Here is a 22305-nt window from a genome sequence, read left to right as displayed (position 1 = left end):
ATTATATCACCAAGTTATTTGAGCACATTTTCAAACCGTTTAACTATCTCATCGTAGCCAGACGGATCGACTAAATTTTCCTTTTTCCCGTTTTTGTAGACGAAGGATACAAATCTAAAGATTCTTTCCAGCCGAATTTTGTAATAAATCGATTCGAAAAAGTTTTGCGAATTGTTGCTGGAAGCTTTGATTATCTCCTCAAGGAGCGTTTTTGAAGTGTAGATTTTCAACCTTTCCACTTTGAAAAACAATGCAAGCATCTCAAGTACTCTGGTGCAAATTGCTTTTGGATCATATTCCAAAAGCGCCAAAGTTTCCAACCTAAGTCTTGGAAGAATTTGCTTGTAATACTGCTCCTGCGGTGACAAGGCAGGGTCCAATTTAACCGAAAGCAAGAAAGCGGCGATATCTTTTTGCACTGGATCCATGGACATGAAAAGTTTTCCAATGACATCCTCTGGTTCGTAAATGTAATAATTATCACCGTAAAGTTTACCAAATGCAGCAAGTGTGTCAAGATATCCTGCCAAAAGGTATTTTCTTGAAACCTCTGGATCAAAGGTTAGAAGAGTTCCATAATGTTCCCTTGGTCGAATGTAAGTTATATTGGCATCGATGAACGAGCGAAGATACTCTAAAATATCCGACACAGCATGCGTCCCAATATCCACGACAACTATCCTTTCATATCCTTTTTCTCTTGCCATTCTCACAGGTATATTGCTGTAAACACCCCCGTCGATGAAAAGTTTTCCACCAATCTCCTCACGTTTGAAAAGCGGAAAGTTTGCGCTGGAAAGAATGTAATCGGCAAGCATTCCTTCGGGAATGTCTTCAATGTAAAGCATGTATGGTTTAAGCTCGCTTATAGAATAAGCAACCAAACCGTAGTGAACTTTCGAGTTTCTGATTTTTTCTTCCGGCAAAAGTTCTTTTATTTTCTGCCTAAGGGGAGATACATCGATACCACCTTCGGAGATAATTCTTCTTGCAGCATCGATTGCTTCAGGGATGGTTAAATCGAAAAACCTTCTTTCAAGAATTTTTCTGACAGATTCGGGTATATTCATCACATCTTCAAATGTGGCTTGAAGCCAAGCGCTTTTGGCAAACTCTATATCTCCCAAGGCAATCAAAGCACCGTTGATGGCTCCGACCGACGTTCCATAGACTGCGGCAATTTCTATTCCAAGATCGTTCAAAGCCTGCCAAACACCTATTTGATATGCCCCCCGCCCCCCTCCACCTGACAAAACCAAAGCAACGCTTAGCATCGTTGTAAAGACTTCGTTCATAGGGTCACCTCGGGGATATTATACTTTGATTGAGAACTATCTTACAATGCCAAAAACGCTCACACTTATTCTTGAACTTCTTGAGGGTGTACCAGCCGGAGTGTAATTACCGGACAAAATCCTTGGATCGTGTACATATCCGTGATAGTAGCCCGTCCGAGTTTGTCCAGTGTTTGGGTTGAAAGTGCCAACTGGTCCTCTGGTTTTCTGCATAATGCTACCAAGTACAAACAACTGACCTTTTGGACTTCCTTGGTTATAATTTTCAACGGTAAACTGTCCGTCGAAAGCATATATACTTGCAACGATTTTCATATTATTTAGTTTTCTCTTGATAACCACGTTATTCCCAGCAACGATGTTAAGTGAAGATGTCTCATTCTGCTCGACATAGCTTAGCAGTTCCTGAATTTTGTTATCTGGAACCGCGGTGCTCAAAGCATTTGGACCAAGGTTTTGAATCAACCATTGTTGTATTGTTGGTGTTATTATTCTTCGATATATGTTGATGTCTTTTTCGCTGAACAGCGTAAGATTACCAGAGTAAGACATATTTTCAGTCGAAGTATCTCCAAGGTTTATGTTCTCGGTTGAATAGATTATTCCGTTGAATTTTACACTGTATGGTCCTTCTGTCCGTCTCCAGTTTGATCCTTGTTTTGCAAAAATCTCCACTATGGCATCTGGAAGCTGTGTCCAAGATATTTCATACTTAGTGTTGCCAATGACTATTTTTATTTTGCTCGTATTAGCATCAACACTAAGATAAAGATTTGAAGAACTTGTAATCTTAAGCCCCATTGGATTTGTAGAGTTGTTCTTAAACTGATTAATTTCAAGGACAAAATGATTGTTTAGAAGTTGTTTGTATTCGTCCTTGATTGCTGTAAAGTCTAACTCATTTCTTTCGGCATCGGAAATCAACCTGTAAGCTGGATTACCACCAAAATCTGCAAGGCTCCTGATAATTTGATCATAGTTTGGAGTATTTGCCGTGATTTCTCGCGGGTTACCCGTGTGTCTTATGAAACCTGGTACCTCAACTGTATCTTGAAAATATGGCTTACCACCCGCGTTGTTAATTCTTATCATACTGTTGGATCTGAAAGGACCATAAATTCTGGTTCGGCTGGTAAACCATATGTTTTCTCCCTCGTCATGACTGAAGTACACATACTTGTTCAGTAGCTCGGGCATCACTACAGCATAGGAATACACTGATTTATTGTCCTTGACAACTCGAGCCACCACAAACATTCTCATTTTTGTGTTCCTGAAAGGAAAAACGTATACAGCAACATCGGACAAGTTGTATTCAGCAGAGTAACTTTCAAACTCATCTCTTAAAATCTGATTGCTATGGATGCCCCTTGATTTGTCGAAAACGCAAAATGACTTGTCATTGTATATCCATTGGTCAACGTAGTCTCTCCAATTTTGGTCGAGTTTAGTACGGAATTCATCCCACCAAATCGGTGTATACGAAGTCGTGGTCAAATTAATACCAAGTAAGCCACTTGATGCAGTTCGCACATAACCTATGCCTATTTGAAGTGCGTTGGAAACGTGTAACTCTAGCTCTTTGTAGCTTGAAACCCTTTGAACATTCGTCATGTGGTTGCTCACCGTGTTATAAATCACCGAAAGCACAATTACAGAAAAAAGAAGTATCAACAGGGTTGTTGGAAGCATGAACCCTTTTTTCATGGAAAATTCCCCCATTCAGGTGGTGCTCAAGCTAACTGTGGTAAGAAATCTGAAGGTTTTTTTAATGCTTCCTGATTCCATTTGAATGACAACTTCTATTGCTTCTCTTTGTTGCGCAGTGCCACCGATCGCACCAACGTTGAATTTGACACTCTTTACCTGTTTTTGCAGTGGTATGACATTCCTTTCTCCTTGTGCTGTAATAAGTTTGATGTAATTATTCTGTTGATCGTATCTTATCTCCCATTGTTCGTATTCAATCTTACCAGCTGCTCCTGGAACTGGTTTTTTCAGGGTTACGAACGGAAGATCTTGTCCAACCTGCACATCTTTCCAAATAGATTGACTGATCAAGGAATCTATTTGCTCAGCTATCTGAGATGCATACAAGTACATTTCAGAAATCACTTGAGTTTTGATCAAATTTCCAAACGCAAACGAATAAACGATGCCAATGGTGGCAATAAGTATACCGACTATCACCAACGTTGCCAGCAAACCCGTAAATGATAGGCTCACCATGCCACCCCCTCAGGCTAAAAACCCTGATAGACATGAAAAGAAATCTCTTTTCCTGGTTTTGTTTCAATTATAACCTTGAATTTTCTATAGAAGGAATTGCTTGATTCGATCTCGATCTGCTTTATCTTAGGGTATTGAGAAGAAAGTGAGCTATTTATCTCGTTCGCAAGTTCCGTGATCTGAGAGCCCCTTTTCAAAAGATAAAGCCTTCTTGCTGTGTAAATTTGCAACATAGACGCTCGATCAATTGAATCAGTTGCTGACATGGATGTTAGGACAGAACCAACACCAGTCATCACAATCAGGGCGACGATGGCTATCAACAACATTCCAACCAAAACTTCAAAAAGACTCATACCCTCCTTCACACAGATGCCTCCCTTTGTACTTATTATATAACAGCTTAAGAAAAAAGAAACATAATTATGAATGAGCCATAGTTTAAAAATGTCTGTACTGCATAGTCAAATCTTAGGCAATTTTTCATATGTTTTCCGTCAATAAACACCATTCATAATACTTTCTGGAACTCTCATACTCGAAGCGCTGCGTCGACAACCAAAGACCCGCCTTTTTCATGTTGCTGCATCCTCACTTTTAGTTTTATACTTTTCCGCTATTTGGTTTCTCAGGAAAGCAATATGACACAGCTCGCAACTCGGATATTGGAGGCTGTATGTGAATGCTTCGACGAAACGATTTGAGCAGTCTGGAAGAAGTTAACAATAATGAGAAAACAAGAAAATCGAAGAAAACATGAGATCTCTCGAGAAAAAGAGCTGACAGCGAATCATAATGATCAGAAACAACGAAAATATTCTGTTTTTGATAGTTGATTTTTATGTTATACAATGCTACTTTACGAATGGAAATCTTTCTCAGAAAGATTACATCATAGGGGGGCACCTGTGCGCAGCAAAATCGATCCCAAGTCAATGAAAGAGATCAACAAAAGAATCATCTTTCGGCATTTGATCGAATCAGGTCCGATGAGTAGAGTTGAACTTGTGCGAAAAACGAGACTCGCTAACAGCGCAGTATGGAGAATCATTCAAGAACTTGAGGAGGAGGGACTGATCTCCCGAAAAGATTATCTTGAACGAACAGCCACGAAAGGTGCAACTGTATTCGGTCCCTCAAAATCGTTTGCATGTTCGATTATTCTTGACATTCAAGTTAATCAGTCGATTATTGCTCTTGGTTTTCTTGACAAAACATGGAAGATCGTTGACAGTTTCGAAACCAATGGACTGGAAAAGTTCCTGGCGAAAACCGACAAGGTGATCTCAAAACTCTGTAATCAGGATGATGTTGACAAAAACAGAACTGTTTTATCCATATCAATACCTGGGGTTGTAGATGAAGAAGGAAGCATACTTTCTCGAGCACCGAACCTACAATGGCAGAACATCAACTTGGTTGAGACTTTCTCGAAATACGGTTTGAAAGTGACAGCAGACAACGATGCGAATTTGTCGTTGCTTGCAGAGTGGTTTTTCTCTCAAGATGTTAGAAGTGCGAAGAATGCTTTTTTCTTGTATTTTGGGGAAGGAATCGGAGGATCACTTTTGATAGATGGCAAGATAGTCAAGGGCAGGAATGGCGCAGCAGGCGAGATCGGACATACGATACTGAAGGTATTGGATTCGAAGTACATCGAAGTCGAGGAAATGCTTTCCATTTCGAAATTGGTAAGAAAATATGAAGAACGTACTGAACGAAATCTGAGAGGAAACTTAACTCAGAAGTTCGAAAACGCAGTCCAAAAATGGAGGGTGGGGGACAAAATAGCAACTGAATTGTTCGAAGAGTTCACGGACAATATAGCAACCACCCTGCTGAACATAGGTTACACGATCAATCCCGAAGTGATAATCTTCGGGGGAATAGTGAACAACATATGGGAAATCTTTGGAAATCTTGTGATAAGGAAAATCGAGATCTTGGACAAATACGACTTCATGAAGGGGATTAACTACAGAGACACCGTTTTTAAGGGTACATCACCATCACTTGTAGGCTGCAACGTGGCGGCAATTGAGAGCCTTTTTGTGAGTATTTGAAAGGGATAGCTTACCACATTCTATAAAAGGAGAGGTGTTGTTGTATGTTGAGGAAGTTTCTTGTGATATTACTGGCACTCACAGTCACATTATCAGTCGCCTCAAAGCTTGAGATTTTCAGCTGGTGGACGGCTGGCGGAGAAGCAGAGGGGCTTCAAGAACTGTTCAACATCTACTCAAAGCTTTACCCAGGCGTGGAAATCATCAACGCAACAGTTGCCGGTGGTGCTGGCGCACAGGCAAAGGCTGTTTTGAAAACAAGAATGCTCGGCGGCGATCCTCCTGACACATTCCAGGTTCACGCTGGTCACGAACTGATTGACACATGGGTCAAGACAGGTTTCATGGAACCGTTGACACAGTTGTTCATCAGCGAAGGTTGGACAAGAGTCATGCCAAAGGGAATCCTCGATATTGTCAGCTACGATGAAGGTACTGGTCGGTTCCCGTGAACATCCACAGGGCGAACGTTCTTTGGTACAACAAGGCAATCTTCGAGAAATACGGTTTGAAACCACCGACGACTTTTGACGAATTCTTCGATGTTGCTGAAAAATTGAAGGCTCGTGGTATTATTCCCCTTGCCCTGGGGACAAAAGATGGATGGGAAGCAGCTCATGCTTTCGAAACAGTGCTTATTGGGACACTTGGTGCAGAAGGTTACAAAGTTTGTGGAATGGCGCGACAAAGTGGTCAGATCCAAGAGTCACCCAGGCTCTTGAAATCTTTGCAAAAATGCTGAAGTACATCAATCCAGACCACTCTGCAAGAAGCTGGGATGAAGCATGCGCACTTATAGTTGAAGGAAAAGCAGCGATGAACATAATGGGAGACTGGGCAGTTGGTTATTTCATGGCAAAAGGATTCAACGATTTTGGTTGGGTACTTGCTCCAAATAACGCAGGGATTTTCGATGTGTTGTCGGATAGCTTTGGATTACCTAAGGGTGCGAAAAACAAAGAGAACGTTATAGCATTTCTCAAAGTCCTCGGTTCCAAGGAAGGTCAAGAAGCCTTTAATATTAAGAAAGGATCAATCCCTGCAAGAACTGATGTCAACAAAGATCTGTTTCCTGAGTACCAAAAATCAGCTATGGATGATTGGTTGAAACATGAGATTGTACCAAGCGTTATGCATGGCGTTGCTGCTTCCGAAAGCTGGGTCACAGAGTTCAAGGATGTCATATCCCTGTTTGTTGCAAGAGCTGATGTCAAGACAACCCAAAGAGCACTCGTGAACATTGCGAAAGCTCAGGGCGTGCCGCAATAATTCCAGATTTATAGGAGGGCAGTTGTGTTGCCCTCCTTTTTGTGAGCTTGTGGAGGTATGGTATGAGAATTCGAAAAGATAAGATCACAGGTTTTCTGTTCATCCTACCATCGATAGTCTTGGTGTCGATATTTGTTTACGGTTTCATTGGTTGGACTGGCTGGGTTTCGCTTGTGAACTGGAGAGATATCTTCCCGGACTTCACATTTGTCGGTTTGAGAAACTATGTGAGGCTATTTGAGCATTTTCGATTCATAACTTCCATGAAGAATACTGTAGTCTTTACGATCTTGTTTTTGGCTTCCAGCATAATTATTGGATTGTTGCTTGCAATTTTGTTGGATAGAAAAGTGAGATTTGAAGGTGTATTTAGAACTATTTATTTGTTTCCAATGGCGATATCTTTCGTTGTGACTGGCGTTGTATGGAGATGGATACTCAACCCAGGTCCTGGTGTTGAGAGCGTCGGCTTGAATCTGCTTTTGGAGAAAATAGGACTTGGCTTGTTGAAGAGCGGTTGGTACACCGATCCAAGAATAGGGATAAAAGCCGTGGTGATAGCTGCAACATGGCGGATGTCAGGATATGTGATGGCGATGTACCTGGCAGGTATCAGAGGTATACCAACGGAACTCTACGAGGCGGCACAACTCGATGGTGCAACTACTGTCCATATTTACAGGTATATTGTTCTTCCACTACTCAAGCCGATCACCCTTGGAGCAGTTATAGTGCTTGGACACATTTCTCTGAAAATCTTTGATCTGGTTTTCGCCATGACTGGTAGCGGGATAGGATTCTCATGTGATGTTCCAGCTTTGTTCATGTACGACACAACGTTCAGAGGTAATTACTTTTCTCAAGGAGCAGCTATAGCCATGATCCTGCTCTTATCCGTAGCAGCGTTGATAATCCCATACCTTGTCTACAGTATGAGAACGGAGGTTCAAAGATGAGCTGGAGAAGAGTTGCACTTTATTTTGTGCTTGTTTTATTTGCGCTTTATTATCTTCTGCCAGTTTATGTCTTGCTTGTAACAAGTCTAAAAGACTTCAAAGAGGTTAGTCTGAGAAACATGTGGAATCCCCCAAGAAGTTTTAGCCTGCAAAGTTTCATTCAAGCTTGGAAAGGCGATCAAAATAGAAGTTTGGGAGATTTATCATAAACTCTCATGAATAACGTCCATTTAGTTGTTTCGATCTTCGTTTTTTTCATTCGATGAACGATCAGCCTTGACAAAGTGGAAGTTCAAAGATATTTACATCATTTTCCAAATGCAGTTGCTTAATATGTTCATCACGTATCAAAATATCTTGATACCCTTCGTTCAGTTTCTGCAGAAAATCAAAAGGATAACAAGCAACCTTATGAAGGTGTCAACTTAAGATGGGAAATACGATAAAATAAACGGGAACCAACCTTCTCACCGAAAGGAGGTTCCCGTGAATATGAAAGTCACAACAACTAATATCACCCAGTACCTACTACAAATTATACTTTCTTGACTTGTTCAAAGTATCCCTTGTTCTCCAGAAATTTTTTCGACATACTTGAACATCCTTATTGTGCAATAATCTTACCACCAAACACAAAATTATCCGAACTCTCTGCACTTTCTGAAGACAATTGTTAACCTAACCAATAGAGGAATATTCAAAGAAGCCAGATACAAAAAAAATGTCACATTTTCAGTGCACATTTTGAGAATAGAGTTATAATGAAAATGACGGAGTGATGAGATGAACAGGTGGAGAGACTGGTATGAGCAGGGAAAAAGGGATTTTGATAAAGCAAAACTCGATCTTGAACACAAATTTTATGAATGGGCTTGCTTCACCGCTCAACAAGCTGCGGAGAAAGTTCTCAAAGCTTTGGCCTTAAAATTAGGCATAAACTTGTGGGGACATTCGCTTGGTGAGATTTTAAAACTCTTATCGCGGCAAATTTCCATATCAGAAGATCTGCTTGAGAAAGCTAAATTGCTTGATTTGTACTACATACCAACACGCTATCCAAACGGTTTGCCTGGAGGAATACCAGCTGAATATTTTTCCGAAAAACAAGCAAAGGAGGCTATCGATGCGGCAGATACTATCATCAAGTTCAGTGAAGGCTATCTTTTTGGACAGAGAGAAAATCCTTGAGACACTGAAAAAAGTTTCAGAAGAAGCGTACAAAACTTTTCCTCAAATAAAGAAAATCATTCTCTTTGGTTCACTTGCAAGAGGGGATCACACAGGCTTAAGTGACGTAGATTTGATTCTTGTTGCAACGAATCTTCCAAAAAACCCCATAGAAAGATTGAAACTTTTTTATCCATTTTTCTCAGACAGAATTCCTATCGCCCTTGATTTGATAGTGATCGAAGAAAATGAAATGGAAAACATCAAGCACATGTTGGGTGGTCCTACGATAATCCTGTAACTCACCCAATTCCCTTCAACTTTCTACCACCTATTATGTGAAAGTGAATGTGGTAAATCTCTTGTCCAGCGTCTTTACCGTTGTTTTGAACGATTCTATAGCTTTCAATACCTTGATCTTTTGTAACCTTTTGAATTATCTCAAACATCCTTACCAACTTTGGAAAATCCTCATTCGTTAAATCGTTTATGGTAGGAACATGTTTTTTATAGATCAGCAAAAGATGAACCGGCGCAACAGGCTTAATGTCTTTGATCACTATAAAATCTTCATCTTCATAAACTTTTTCACTTGATTGTCTTCCTTGGATTATTTCGCAGAAAACGCACATTTTCGACACCTCCAACGTGTTTGGTTTTTCTATTGTATAGGTTATCATCTTACTTGAAAAGGAGGGATAAACATTGGACGAACTTGTTGTTGACGTATTGATTGAAATTCCCAAAGGCAGTAGAAACAAATATGAATACGACAAAAAGCGCAACCTCATACGATTCGACAGGATGTTGTTTTCATCGGTGCATTATCCATGTGACTATGGTTATATAACAGACACGCTGGCTTTGGACGGCGATCCGCTTGATGCTTTGGTGCTGGTTTGGGAACCGACTTTTCCTGGTTGTTTAATTGAATCAATTCCTGTGGGTTTATTCCTCATGCGCGATGAAAAGGGACCAGACGAAAAGGTGCTTTGTGTACCCAAGAATGATCCACTTTGGAACCACATAAAAGATCTTGAGGACGTTCCTCCTCACTTGTTAAAAGAAATCGAGCACTTTTTCTCAATCTACAAAGAACTTGAAGGAAAGAAGGTTGTTATAGAAGGTTGGAAACCAAAGAGTATGGCTATAGAGATCATCAAACAGGCTCGAAAGAGATATCAATTGAAGCAAGATTGTGATTGAATTAGGATAGCAAAAAAGCGGGCTTTTGCCCGCTGGCTCTTTCATATATTGATTTTCCTCTTCAAAACAATTATCTCTTAACCGATCCGAGGGAACTATTATTCAATTGATAAGATCTAAAAGGATTAAATAACAGCTTGCCCAACAAAAACAGCACGCCATAAGCAACCAGAGCACCTTGCCCCAGCTCAACTCCCTCAGACTGCAGTCCACTATATAGTATACGTTGTGGAAAAATTTAACAATCGAGCTTTCTTTCGTATCGTAGGCAAAAATGGAACGATTCTCGAAAAGACAACGCTTGAATTCTATAAAGACTAAGCTTGTGCCTTTCGTATTATTTGTTAATCAGGTTATAATACAATTGAAATGACACGTGGGGGTGAAGGAGTTGCGATTGTGCCCCATCTTAACGAGACCTTTCACTTGGTGTATAACTCCTTGGAATCGCTAAAAAGACGCCGGGACTATAGCGGGGGGAGTGGTAATGCTAAACGGTGGAGAAGTTGTGAAAGGCGATTATTGGAACGAACCAGTTAAGATAGAAAAAGTGGACATAATAGGAGATCACGTAAGAATCGTTGGCTCCACCTTGTATACGAAACGGCACATCGATCAGTTGTTGAGAAAGAGAGATATCGAGAAATTACAGATTGTAAACCAGATGATAGATTTTTCTTCTTCAGCTCAGGATGTCTTTCTCTTCGTTGAAGCTATCCGATTTAAGTATGCTTCTTTGTTTGACCCCTTTTTGGCGATGAACGTCTCCAAAATCGATCCTTTGCCCTTTCAGATAGAAGCTGTTTACGGATACGCGTTAAAGCAACCTCGAATAAGATTTTTGATAGCGGATGACCCTGGAGCGGGCAAAACAGTGATGGCAGGTTTGATAATCAAAGAACTGAAGCTCAGAAAACTGGCTTCTCGAATACTAATTGTTGTACCGGGTCATTTAAAGGACCAATGGAGAAGGGAACTGAGTGACAAATTCAACGAGAAGTTCATAGTCTTAGATAGGCACACTTTTGATAGTCACTACGGAGAGAATCCCTGGGAAGTAAACGATCAAGTGATTTCCTCTCTGGATTTTGCGAAGCAAGATGATATTTTACCGTCCCTAAGTTCCGTTCATTGGGACCTGGTTGTGGTGGACGAAGCCCACAAAATGGCTGCTTACTCTTATGGGGAGAACAAAACCGAAAAAACCCAGCGGTACAAGCTGGGAGAGATTCTTTCGAAAACGTCAAATCATCTTCTATTTCTTACAGCAACACCCCATAAAGGAGATCCAGACAACTTCAGGTTATTTTTGGACTTACTTTATCCGGGATTCTTTGCAACTTCCGAATTGGTGGAGAAATCCCTTGAAAACAAGGATAATCCTCTGTTCATAAGAAGATTGAAAGAAGATCTGCGAGACTTTCAAGGTAGACCTATCTTCACGAGAAGATTTACGCAAACCATCAAATTTAGGCTGTCCGAGAAGGAAAAGATGCTTTACAACGCCGTTTCACGGTATGTGGTTGAACAGTACAACAAATCCTTGGCAAACACCAAGAAGCGAAATGTGGCGTTCGCACTTTTGATTCTTCAAAGAAGAATGGCGTCGAGTAACTATGCACTTCTGCAGTCACTAAGAAGAAGAAAGAGTAGGCTTGAAGAAATTCTAAAAGGAGGCAAGGAGAGAGAAAAAGAACCTTCCATAGACTACGAGACACTCGAAGATCTTGAAGAACTTGAGGAACAAGACAGGTGGAAGAAAGAAGAAGAATGGGAAACCCTGACATTTGCGCAAAGTGCCGAAGAACTGAAAGAAGAAATCAAAACGATAGATGGTTTGATCGACATGGTTAAGGAAATCATAAATGAGGAATCTGAGGTAAAGCTTCTGGAACTCAAGAAAGCCATAGAAGAAGGTTTCAAGAAGATAAGAGAAATGAACGGTGAACCTAAGATTCTCATCTTCACTGAATCAAAGGACACTTTAGACTACCTTGTAAGCAAGATTCGGAGTTGGGGCTATAAAGTCAACTTCATTCACGGGTCGATGCAACTACAAGATAGAATAGAAGCCGAGAAGATTTTCAAGAATGAGACAGAAGTGATGGTTGCAACTGAAGCTGCCGGAGAAGGAATTAACCTTCAATTTTGCCATTTAATGATCAACTACGACATTCCATGGAATCCAACACGATTGGAACAAAGGATGGGAAGGATTCATCGATATGGTCAGACGAGAGACGTTTACATTTTCAACCTTGTTGCAGAGGACACCAAAGAAGGGGAAATTCTAACAAAGCTTTTGGAAAAACTTGAAGAAATCAAGAACAAGCTTGGAAGCGACAAAGTCTTTGATGTTGTCGGTCATATCTATTCGGACAGAGAATTTTATCAACTAATTGTTGATGCTGTTACTCAGGCAAAAACCATGGACGAGATCCTGAGCCAAATAGACATAAGAGTGGATCAAGAGTACATTTCAAAAATCAAGCAAGTCCTCGGAGAATCTCTCGCAACTAAATTTATAGATTATTCCAAGATCAAGGAGATGTTTGAAAAAGCGGAAGAATGCAGACTTATACCTGAATATTTGGAAAGGTTTTTCAAAAAAGCGTTCGAAAGATCTGGTGGTAAATTCAGGGAGACCAAGGATGGATTCATAGCTGTCGAGTCAATACCTGCCGAGATAAAAATGATTGCAAACGACGTTGACTTCAAAAACAGATTTGGACCGTTAGTAAGCAGCTATAAAAAGATAACCTTCGACAAAGAAAAAGCCTCTAAAAGCTCGGATTCGGAATTTGTATCCTTTGGTCATCCACTTTTTGAAGCTTTGATTGAATGGGTTATGGAAAATTTCGTCGAAAACGTTAAAAAAGGTGCCGTTTTCACAGACCCATCCGGAACGTACGACGGGTTCATTTGGTTTTACATAGGAGAGATCAGAGACGGAAAAGGTGAAATCGCGGGAAGAAAAATCATTGCAGTCTACGATAATGGCAAAGAGAAGAGAGAAATCGATCCTTCTGTTCTCTGGGATTTGGCGCCATCTGAAGAACCCGCCGAATCGATGGAAATAAAAGATAGCGATCTTCTGCCTTTTGTGATAGAAGCCGTAGAGAAGTATAAAGAAGAGATAAGAAAAGAAAGGGAGCGGCAAGCAAAAATCAAAGAAAAATACGGAGTTCAATCTCTTGAATACCTTATACTTGAGCTTGATGCAGATCTTGCCGAACTTTACGAAAGAGAAGAAAGAGGGGAAAAGGTAAAACCCGCAATAGACAGGAAAAAAGAGCAAAAAAGCAGGTATGAAAAAGCTAAAGAGGATCTTGAAAAAGAGATAAAGGAAGAGCAAAGCCTGACAATTTCAACGCCAGAGCTCCTGACTGTTGTGAGGGTTATTCCGCAGGTAGGGGAAATGGCGGAAAACGAAGAGATTGAAAAAATAGGAATGCAGATAGCCATGGAATACGAGAGGGACCAAGGAAGGGTACCAGAGGATGTCTCCAGGGAAAACCTGGGCTTTGATATACGCTCAAGAGGGAAGGAAGAAATCAGATACATCGAAGTAAAGGCGAGGGCAAAGGACGGAGAAATCATCTTAACCCCGAATGAATGGATCAAAGCCAGGATGCTCAGGGAAAAGTATTGGTTGTATGTTGTGACAAACGCCGAAAACAATCCAGAACTTTACATTATAAACAATCCAGCAGAAAATCTCAAAGCAATAGAGAAAGTCGAGGTTGTCAGGTACATAATCAACCCAGAGGAATGGAAAAGAAAAAGGATGGAGGTACTGAAATGGAAGAAAGATTTATAGAAAATAGCTTTCCAGTCAAAGAAATCAGCGAAATATCCGCCAAGGAAAAAAACATAAGACACGGGCATATTTCAACCTTGCATATCTGGTGGGCAAGAAGACCTCTGGCAAGCTCAAGGGCAACTGCGTACGCAGCTTTAATTCCTGCAGCGGACGACCCAATCCAGTGGGATAAGACAAGGCAGTTCATAATAGAACTTTCAAAATGGGAAAATTCGTTAAATCCCAGCATCATTGAAAAAGCAAGAAGAGACATTTTAAACGCCAACGGGGGAAGACCTCCAAGAGTTTTGGATCCATTTTCAGGAGGAGGATCGATACCACTGGAAGCCCTGAGACTTGGCTGTGAAACCCACGCTGCGGAATACAATCCAGTTGCTGTTCTAATTTTGAAATGCACGCTCGAATATCCTCAAAAATATGGAAAAATCGTGAAAGTAAAAAACAAGGTAGGTTTGGCAGAAATAGATGCTCAAGCAAATCTTCTTGTTGAGGACGTTAAAAAGTGGGGAAACTGGGTGTTAAAAGAAGCCGAAAAAGAAATCGGACAGTTTTATCCAAAGGATGAAAACGGTGAAATTCCTGTGGGATACATTTGGTCGAGAACCGTTCCATGCCAAAATCCAGCCTGCAACGCGGAAATTCCGCTAATGCGTCAATACTGGCTTGCAAAGAAAGATAGGAAAAAGGTTTCACTGTATCCTTATGTGGAAGGAAAAGAGGTCAAGTTTAAGATAGTTGGAGATGGATACGAACAAATGCCGAAGGGTTTTGATCCGGAAAAAGGAACCGTTTCAAGAGCCGTTGTGGTATGCCCGGTGTGCGGTTCTGTGATAGACGATAAAACGACGAGAAAGCTTTTTCAGCAGGGCAAAGCGGGACAGAAAATGGTGGCAATAGTTTTGAATTCAAAGAGCGGTAAGAAATACAGAATTGCTACCAGGAAAGATCTGGAAACTTACCAGGAAGCGGAAAAATACCTGCGGGAAAAAAGGGAAAAACTGATGGACGAGTGGTTGCTCGATCCTGTGCCGGATGAAGAGCTACCACCAAAAGAAACTCTGGGATTTAGGGTTCAAAGATATGGAATGGCAAAATGGGGAGATCTTTTCAACTCTCGGCAAAAACTGGCTTTGATCACCTTTGTGGAGAAAGTCAGACTTGCGTATAAAAGGATGCTTGAAGAAGGGTACGACAAAGACTACGCAAAGGCTGTGGTAAGTTATTTGGCTTTGGGAGTAAGCAGAACCTCTGATTTTGCAAGTAATTTATGCAGATGGCATCCACAGTGGGAATTCATTCCAAACACCTTTGCTCGACAAGCGTTACCAATGTCTTGGGATTATGCTGAATTGAATTTATTTTCCCCTATATTAGCTGGAACCTTTGAAAGTATGCTGAACCAAGTTAAACGAGTGATTGAAGAAGTTTCAAAAGTTGGTTCTAATTATGCTACAACTATGCAGTCCTCCGCCACGTCTCTTCCTTATCCTGACAACTACTTCGACGCAGTTTTCACGGATCCGCCGTATTATGACAACGTTCCTTATTCTTATATTTCCGACTTTTTCTACGTATGGCTCAAAAGAAGTATCGGAGATCTGTATCCAGAATTGTTTGTAACACCTTTGACGCCAAAGGCAAAGGAAATAGTAGCTTACTCTCACACTCATGGAGGTTTGGAGGCAGGAAAGAAATATTTTGAGGAAATGCTCAAAAAAGCCTTCCAAGAAATGTACCGTGTTCTGAAACCGAACGGCATAGTGACGATTGTTTACGGTCACAAATCGACCTCTGGGTGGGAAACTTTGATCAATTCTCTTTTGGATTCGGAACTTGTGGTAACGGCTTCGTGGCCTATTGATACGGAGATGAAGGCAAGATTGAGAGCAAAGGAATCTGCTGCCTTGGCATCGTCCATCTACCTTGTGTGCAGGAAAATCGAGAGAAAAGACATTGGATGGTTCAGCGAGTTGAAGCAGGAAATAAAAGACTATTTATCCGAAAAGTTGGAAAGGTTATGGCAAGAGGGAGTGAGTGGTGCGGACTTTTTCATCTCAGCCATAGGCGCTTCGATCGAAATTTTTGGAAGGTACAAAAAAGTGATGGACTTTGAAGGAAACGAGATAGCAACAAGCAGATTACTTGAATATGTTAGAGAAGTGGTTACAGATTACGCAGTTAAGCAGATTTTACACAATGGGATAGCTTCGGAGCTTTCCGCACTCACGCGGTTTTACATCTTGTGGCGATGGACCTATGGAGAATCAAAGGTAGAGTTTGACGATGCGAGAAAACTTGCCCAGTCTACGGGAATTGATATCGAAAAAGAGTGGAACAAAGGGTTCATCCGAAAGGTGAAAGAATTTATAGAGGTGCTTGGACCGCATGAAAGAAAGCTTGAAGAGTTGGAGAATTCATCGGAATTGATCGATGTTTTGCACAGGGTTCTCATTTGCTGGAAAGAGGGAAGAAAGGATGAGATGAAGAAAGTTCTTGCCGAAACTGGATACGGTACCAAGGACGTCTTTTACAAAGTGGCTCAAGCCATCTCAGAAACTCTGGGGAATGAGAGCAAGGAGAAAAGGCTTCTTGATGGTTTCTTAACGGGCAAAGACAGTTTGATCGAGGAAATAAAAGGCGGGGGTCAAGGGAGGTTGTTCGCATGATGGCGTTTACTTTGGTGGCAAGACCCCATGAGGACATAATCAAAGGAAAGCTTACGATGGATGTTTTCGCAGCTGACTTATGGCAGGTGCTCATTAAAAAAGCACCCATTGAGTATCAGGACAGGGATCTGTTTTTCAAGAGAACATATGAGACGGAGAACCTAAGGAGGATATTCTCAATAGCCGAGAATCGATTGAAAGGGAAAAGTGGAGATTCTGTGATTCAACTCCAAACTCCCTTCGGAGGGGGTAAAACGCACACGCTGATAGCACTTTACCACAAGGCTCAAGAGTGGGGCGCTAAAACTGTTGTGCTGGACGGCACCGCTTTTGACCCGAAGGAAATACGGTTGTGGGAAGAAATAGAAAGGCAGCTTACGGGGAAAGTGGAAATCACAAGTGGAGATAACGCTCCTGGCAAGGACAAACTGTTAAGGATTCTTGCTGAGAATTCGCCTGTTCTTATACTGATGGACGAGGTCCTGGAGTACGTTACAAAAGCTGAGGCGGTTAAGGTTGGAGACTCCAACCTGGCAGCTCAGACACTTGCCTTCATGCAAGAGTTAACAGGAGCAGTATCTGCGGTGGGAGAAGCCCTCTTGGTGCTGACGTTACCGTCGAGCGCACCTGATCACTACAGCGAAAATGCGGAGAGATTCCTTCAGCAGTTGCAAAAGGTAACCGGCAGAACCGAGAAAATCCATGCTCCCGTTGGTGAAGAAGAGATAGGGCACGTAATAAGAAAAAGACTCTTTGAATCTGTCGATGAAGCTAAGGTAAAAGAAATTGTGGATCAATTCGTTGAATACGCAAAAGTAGAAGGACTTTTAGACGGCGAAGAAGCCATAAGTTACAGGGAAAGGTTTATCAGAAGCTATCCGTTTAAGCCCGAAGTTGTAGATGTGCTGTACAAAAGATGGGGGTCATTTCCCTCTTTTCAGAGAACAAGGGGAGTGTTGAGATTGCTTTCCTTGGTTGTACACGATCTTCTGAATGATAGACTGCCGTTCATCAGACTTGGCGACTTCAACTTGAGGAACGATGAAATAAGAAGAGAATTGATAAAACACATCGGCGAAGAATGGGACAGTATCATTTCTCAAGACATAACTTCAACAGATTCCGGTGCCTCAAAGGTAGACAGGGAAATACAATCCACATTCAGGCCTTTCAAACTTGGAACCGTTGTTGGCACAACAATTTTCATGTACTCGCATTCCGGTGGAACGGAGAAAGGAACAACGATGCGAGAAATTAAGATAAGCACCGTGTATCCGAAGGATATACCAAGTTCAATCGTGGACACAATCGTCATGGAATTGAAAAGACAAGAGTTTTACCTGTCCGACGAGGGGTTGTACTTCACGAATCAACCCAATTTGAACAGAATACTCCTCATGCGCGAGGAAAATGTATCGGAGCAAGAAATTATCCATAAAGAGCGAGAAATCATAGAGGACTCTATAGCCAAAGACAGGGAATCGAAATTCAAAGTCTACATATGGCCGCAGTCTCATAAAGACATTCCGGACGACGAGAGATTCAAACTCGTCATACTAAGTAAAGCCGAACCTGAGATGGAGTTTATGGAAAAATACGGGGAAGGGTTTCGAACATATCGCAACACATTGTTTTTCCTCTGTACGGATGAAACAAGCAAAGACGGCTTTCACAGATTCCTGCGAAGACTTATTGCTCAAGAACTTGTAGCCTCGGACAAACGGATTTCTTTAACAGAGAATCAAAGGCAGGAATTGGAAAACAAAATCAGAAATGCGAAGAACAAAGTCTACGAAGAGCTAAGAAGGTACTATCGGAAGCTGTTCGTTCCTGGGAGGAATGTTTTCAGAACGATAGATTTAGGAATTCCAGCCTACAGTGAAACAGCATTGACTTCTGAGATATATAGACGACTAAAAGACGAAGAAGGTGAAATTGTTGAGCAGATCTCCCCTCTTGTGATCAAGAGCAAGTATTTCCCCGAAGACAAAGAGTATCTGGAAACGAGAACGCTCTACGAAACTTTTCTGAGAACGCCGGGAGAAATGCGAGTATTGTCAAAAGAGGCTTTCATCAAGAGCATAGCACAAGGTGTTAAAAGCGGCCTGTTTGGCTTGGGTTACCTGAAGGAGGGCGAACCGGAGTGCTTGTATTTTAAAGAAGAAGCAAAAGTGGAGCTTGTCGATGGCGAAATCATACTTTCAGAAAAACTGTGCTTGAAGAAACGTGAGGAAGCAAAGGTAGAACCTGCCTACTTTCCAGAGGATCAGTATGAACCTGTGAAATCTGCACAGCAAATCCTCGAGCCAGTTGATGAAAAAGAAGCTTACAGTTCACCAAAAACTGGGATTCATGAATACAAAAATGTGAAACTGAAGCTAAGGGTACCAAAAGAGAATTTGTCTGAGATAGTGCGAATCGTTCTCCTCTTGGCAAAAAGATTCAATAAGCATGACATCAGGGTCGAAATCAAAATGAGTGGCGGAAGCATTGAATCCACGGAATACGAAGACAAAGTAGAAGAGGCTCTGAGGCAAGGAAAAATCGAAATCGAGGAAAAAGAACTCGATTGAGGCCTATTGAACAACTAAAGGCAGGGAGGATAGGTAATAAGAGCAAGAGCGATCACAGCTTTTGTCGCAGTTGTGGTAATCCTAATACTTATTAGCTGCACCAGCACGGAATCAATCGGAACTCAGAGTCAAACTCCTTTTGAAATTATCTGGGAAAGAACGTTAGCTGATGAGGATGAGCTTGCTTGGGTAATAATAAAAACAACGGATGGAAATTACATCGTTCTCAGTTATGCGGGTCCGCTTAAAACTTCTGCTACGAAACTAAGACCGAACGGTGAATTAGTATGGAGAAGAATTTTGGAAACAGATGGATTAGGTAAATTTGCAGTTGAAACAAGTGACGGGGGATTTTTGATCCTGGACAGACGGTTGTCTTTCGAATATGATTACTACAACACTGATCAATCAATACTTTTCAAATTTGATAAAAACGGGGATAAAGTATTCGAAAAGCCTCTTCCGATATTTACAAGTGGATATGCGTGGTGGGCTACTAAAGCGCATAATGGCGGAGTAGTGACGACTGGGTGTAAGCAGATTCAAGTTAATCTGCCGGAATATGATCTCGAAGGACGGGCTGAAGTTATTCACATAGCTAAGGTGAATGGAAATGGGGAAATACTTTGGGAGAAAACTTACGGTGGTTTAGAGGATTATGATGTGTGCTACCCGACGATTAATGGGATTATACCTGATGGTGCAATATGCTTAAAGGATTATTATGAAGGTTACCCGTATTCAATTACGCAGACTTCTGATGGAGGATATGTGGTAACAGGCTGGAGAATACGTTTAGTTGGTGAAATAATCCTTATCCCGGGTTTTATTCCAGAAGTACCAGAAATAGTTGAAGAACTGTTTGTTTTAAAAATTGACACTAACGGAGAAAAAATTTGGGATAAGGGATACGAGGAATATGCGGATAGTTTTGCAAGAATTGTAGAATCTCACGATGGCAACTACATCCTAATAACGGGCAATGAAGAGGGAACCGAGATAGTCAAAATCGACAAATACACGCAGGAAATTATGTGGAAACGGACTTATCCGAATACACAAGTTTACGATATAAAGCAAATTCCCCGTGGGTACTTCGTTCTAACAATATACACCTATGATTCAGAAGGCCGGATGACAAAAAGTGGTCTGCTGAAGATAGATTCGACTGGCAAAGAGATAGATCGATATCTCAGAAGAGACCGGGTTTTTGGAACTTGTATATTAGAAGGCGATACGATAGTAGTGGTTGGATACACTACTGAAGATATTGGAAACCCACTTTCAAGGAGGCAAGCATACGTAGCGAAGGTTGTCTTTTAGGTTGATCTTTTAATCAATCATACGGTTTAAAGTCCTTTTTCAGGAATGCTTAGTAATTCAAAGCACACGTTCTCATATCTTAATTTCTCATCTTTTGCGGTTTTTGCAGACTTGTGCTCGAGAGAAATGTGGACGGGCATAAGTATAGCATGCGTGAAGAAAAGGTAAGGACAACATATACATCGTGTACTGGCTGGCAAATTCTAACGGAGAATTACTAGAATAAATGTGGCTAACTATGAAATCAGTGGCAATTCTGACGTTGGTTGTTGCCTGATGGCAAGCCAATACTCTGAGTGGGGATTCATTGGAACCCTTCCGCCGATTTCTCTACATATCCTTAGGGAAGAAACATATGGCGGAATACTTACCGTTGATCCAGGTTCACCGTTAAGACAAGCGATGCTAATTATCTTAAATGTCCTGGAAAATGATGTTAGTATTAGTAGAAAAGCGACAGGGATCTATGTCTCTTAGGTGAGTTGGAATAAAACCACAATACATCTGTTTGATAGGGGGGATTATGCATGAAAAGGTCAGTGTTTGTTTTGCTGTTTGCGCTATGTTTATGGCTTGCGGTAAGTTGTGTGGCATCAAGTCTTGCAAACAGCCCTTGGCCAAAATTCAGGGGAGATGCACAGAACACAGGAAGAAGCCCATATTCAGGACCACAAACACCAACGTTGAAGTGGATGTACAAAACCGGTGGAAGCGTGGAATCATCTCCAGTGATAGGTTCAGATGGCACGATCTACGTTGGGTCGTGGGATAAAAATGTCTATGCTTTAGATCCGAATGGAACGTTGAAGTGGAGATTTGAAACTGATGATCGTGTGATCTCGTCTCCAGCTATAGGCTCGGACGGCACAATTTACGTGGGTCAGCGGATGGATACATCTATGCTTTGAATCCCGATGGAACATTGAAATGGAAGTATAAAACTGCCGGAAGGGTGTTATCATCCCCAGCGATAGGCAAAGACGGCATGATTTACGTGGGATCGGATGGTGGAAACATATACGCGCTGAACCCCGATGGAACATTCAAGTGGAGGTATAAAACTGGTGACAATGTGCAGTCAAGCCCAGCGATAGGTTCAGACGGTACGATTTATGTTGGATCATGGGATAGAAATATCTATGCGTTAAATCCAAATGGGACGTTGAAATGGAAGTTTAAGACTGGTGAAGCGGTGCGATCGTCTCCAGGGATAGGGCAGGATGGCACGATTTACGTTGGATCGTACGATGGATGCTTATACGCTCTGAATCCTGATGGAACATTGAAATGGAGCTATCCAACCGGTGGATGGGTACGATCATCTCCGGCGATAGACGCAGACGGCACGATTTATGTTGGATCGTATGATGGATATATCTACGCTTTGAATCCCGATGGTACGTTGAAATGGAGGTTTCAAACTGATGATTTGGTGCCATCATCACCGGCGATAAGCAAAGACGGTACGGTTTATGTAGGAGCAAGGGATGAATACATCTACGCTTTGAACAGTAACGGAACGTTGAAATGGAAGTACAAAACAGGTGGTGAGGTGTGGTCGTCTCCAGCAATAAGTTCAGATGGCACAATTTACGTGGGATCCAGCGATGGAGAATTGTACGCAATTGGTGATTAAGATTTGATCTGTATGATCCGTCTACATGGGTTGTCGTGCTGTCAAATAGAGTGAAGACTGCTTGAATTGGTTTGGTTGTACGTAGAAAGAACTTTAACG

18 protein-coding genes and 1 pseudogene are annotated in these 22305 nt (G+C 41.5%); 14 read left to right on the top strand and 5 right to left on the bottom strand.

Annotation, left to right across the window (positions count from 1 at the left end):
- Nucleotides 1-14: 14 nt before the first annotated feature.
- From THETH_RS07180 to THETH_RS07165, 4 genes are read right to left on the bottom strand one after another with little or no spacing between them, the layout of a single operon-like run.
- Nucleotides 15-1295, bottom strand: a complete 1281-nt coding sequence (locus THETH_RS07180) for a patatin-like phospholipase family protein (protein WP_013932689.1) — start codon at nucleotides 1293-1295, stop codon at nucleotides 15-17.
- A 36-nt stretch (nucleotides 1296-1331) separates the two neighbouring features.
- The gene (locus tag THETH_RS07175) at nucleotides 1332-3002 is read right to left on the bottom strand and encodes a hypothetical protein (protein ID WP_013932688.1); all 1671 of its coding nucleotides are present in this window, start codon (nucleotides 3000-3002) and stop codon (nucleotides 1332-1334) included.
- Nucleotides 3003-3017: 15 nt separating this feature from the next.
- Complete coding sequence (locus THETH_RS07170) at nucleotides 3018-3524, bottom strand: hypothetical protein (RefSeq protein WP_013932687.1); 507 nt, start codon at nucleotides 3522-3524, stop codon at nucleotides 3018-3020.
- A gap of 14 nt (nucleotides 3525-3538) precedes the next feature.
- A complete protein-coding gene (locus THETH_RS07165) occupies nucleotides 3539-3880 on the bottom strand; it encodes a type II secretion system protein (RefSeq protein WP_157723331.1) in 342 nt (113 codons plus the stop codon).
- Nucleotides 3881-4432: 552 nt separating this feature from the next.
- Here THETH_RS07165 and THETH_RS07160 point away from each other — a divergent pair.
- From THETH_RS07160 to THETH_RS07135, 7 genes and pseudogenes are all read left to right on the top strand, one after another.
- Nucleotides 4433-5587 (top strand): ROK family transcriptional regulator, encoded by a 1155-nt coding sequence (locus THETH_RS07160; RefSeq protein WP_013932685.1) that lies wholly within the window; start codon nucleotides 4433-4435, stop codon nucleotides 5585-5587.
- Nucleotides 5588-5631: 44 nt separating this feature from the next.
- Nucleotides 5632-6039 (top strand): extracellular solute-binding protein, encoded by a 408-nt coding sequence (locus tag THETH_RS11010; RefSeq protein WP_281011954.1) that lies wholly within the window; start codon nucleotides 5632-5634, stop codon nucleotides 6037-6039.
- A pseudogene (locus THETH_RS11000) lies at nucleotides 6036-6856 on the top strand (ABC transporter substrate-binding protein). Before THETH_RS11010 ends, THETH_RS11000 begins: the two are co-directional and overlap by 4 nt.
- 62 nt (nucleotides 6857-6918) lie before the next feature.
- A complete protein-coding gene (locus THETH_RS07150; protein ID WP_013932684.1) occupies nucleotides 6919-7812 on the top strand; it encodes a carbohydrate ABC transporter permease in 894 nt (297 codons plus the stop codon).
- The gene (locus THETH_RS10345; RefSeq protein ID WP_052295981.1) at nucleotides 7809-8021 is read left to right on the top strand and encodes an ABC transporter permease family protein; all 213 of its coding nucleotides are present in this window, start codon (nucleotides 7809-7811) and stop codon (nucleotides 8019-8021) included. Before THETH_RS07150 ends, THETH_RS10345 begins: the two co-directional genes overlap by 4 nt.
- A gap of 574 nt (nucleotides 8022-8595) precedes the next feature.
- Nucleotides 8596-9000: a HEPN domain-containing protein gene (locus THETH_RS07140; RefSeq protein WP_013932683.1), complete on the top strand. Its 405-nt coding sequence runs from the start codon at nucleotides 8596-8598 to the stop codon at nucleotides 8998-9000.
- Nucleotides 8978-9280: a nucleotidyltransferase domain-containing protein gene (locus THETH_RS07135; RefSeq protein WP_013932682.1), complete on the top strand. Its 303-nt coding sequence runs from the start codon at nucleotides 8978-8980 to the stop codon at nucleotides 9278-9280. The genes THETH_RS07140 and THETH_RS07135 overlap by 23 nt, the downstream gene beginning before the upstream one ends.
- 1 nt (nucleotide 9281) lies before the next feature.
- Here the strand turns inward: THETH_RS07135 and THETH_RS07130 are convergent, their stop codons facing one another.
- Nucleotides 9282-9611 carry a histidine triad nucleotide-binding protein gene (locus THETH_RS07130; RefSeq protein ID WP_013932681.1) on the bottom strand — a complete coding sequence of 110 codons (330 nt, stop codon included), beginning with the start codon at nucleotides 9609-9611 and terminating at the stop codon, nucleotides 9282-9284.
- A gap of 73 nt (nucleotides 9612-9684) precedes the next feature.
- On the opposite strand from THETH_RS07130, the gene THETH_RS07125 reads away from it, so the two are divergent.
- The 7 genes from THETH_RS07125 to THETH_RS07095 all read left to right on the top strand — a co-directional run bounded on the left by THETH_RS07125 (nucleotide 9685) and on the right by THETH_RS07095 (nucleotide 22206).
- On the top strand, nucleotides 9685-10185 hold the full coding sequence (locus tag THETH_RS07125) for an inorganic diphosphatase (RefSeq protein ID WP_013932680.1): 501 nt from the start codon (nucleotides 9685-9687) through the stop codon (nucleotides 10183-10185).
- A gap of 487 nt (nucleotides 10186-10672) precedes the next feature.
- Nucleotides 10673-14005 (top strand): helicase-related protein, encoded by a 3333-nt coding sequence (locus THETH_RS07120; RefSeq protein ID WP_013932679.1) that lies wholly within the window; start codon nucleotides 10673-10675, stop codon nucleotides 14003-14005.
- Complete coding sequence (locus tag THETH_RS07115) at nucleotides 13987-16674, top strand: DUF1156 domain-containing protein (protein ID WP_013932678.1); 2688 nt, start codon at nucleotides 13987-13989, stop codon at nucleotides 16672-16674. The genes THETH_RS07120 and THETH_RS07115 overlap by 19 nt, the downstream gene beginning before the upstream one ends.
- Nucleotides 16674-19247 carry an ATP-binding protein gene (locus tag THETH_RS07110; protein WP_211205257.1) on the top strand — a complete coding sequence of 858 codons (2574 nt, stop codon included), beginning with the start codon at nucleotides 16674-16676 and terminating at the stop codon, nucleotides 19245-19247. Before THETH_RS07115 ends, THETH_RS07110 begins: the two co-directional genes overlap by 1 nt.
- Before the next feature lie 72 nt (nucleotides 19248-19319).
- Complete coding sequence (locus tag THETH_RS07105; RefSeq protein WP_013932676.1) at nucleotides 19320-20570, top strand: hypothetical protein; 1251 nt, start codon at nucleotides 19320-19322, stop codon at nucleotides 20568-20570.
- Between the two features lie 527 nt (nucleotides 20571-21097).
- On the top strand, nucleotides 21098-21478 hold the full coding sequence (locus tag THETH_RS10945) for a PQQ-binding-like beta-propeller repeat protein (protein ID WP_013932675.1): 381 nt from the start codon (nucleotides 21098-21100) through the stop codon (nucleotides 21476-21478).
- 14 nt (nucleotides 21479-21492) lie between these two features.
- On the top strand, nucleotides 21493-22206 hold the full coding sequence (locus THETH_RS07095; protein WP_456153940.1) for an outer membrane protein assembly factor BamB family protein: 714 nt from the start codon (nucleotides 21493-21495) through the stop codon (nucleotides 22204-22206).
- Nucleotides 22207-22305 lie beyond the last annotated feature (99 nt).

Origin of the sequence: Pseudothermotoga thermarum DSM 5069 (assembly GCF_000217815.1) — a bacterium.
Taxonomy (GTDB): Bacteria; Thermotogota; Thermotogae; order Thermotogales; family DSM-5069; genus Pseudothermotoga; species Pseudothermotoga thermarum.
Note: the sequence above shows the minus strand (reverse complement) of the source record. Positions and strands in the feature narration are given on the sequence as shown.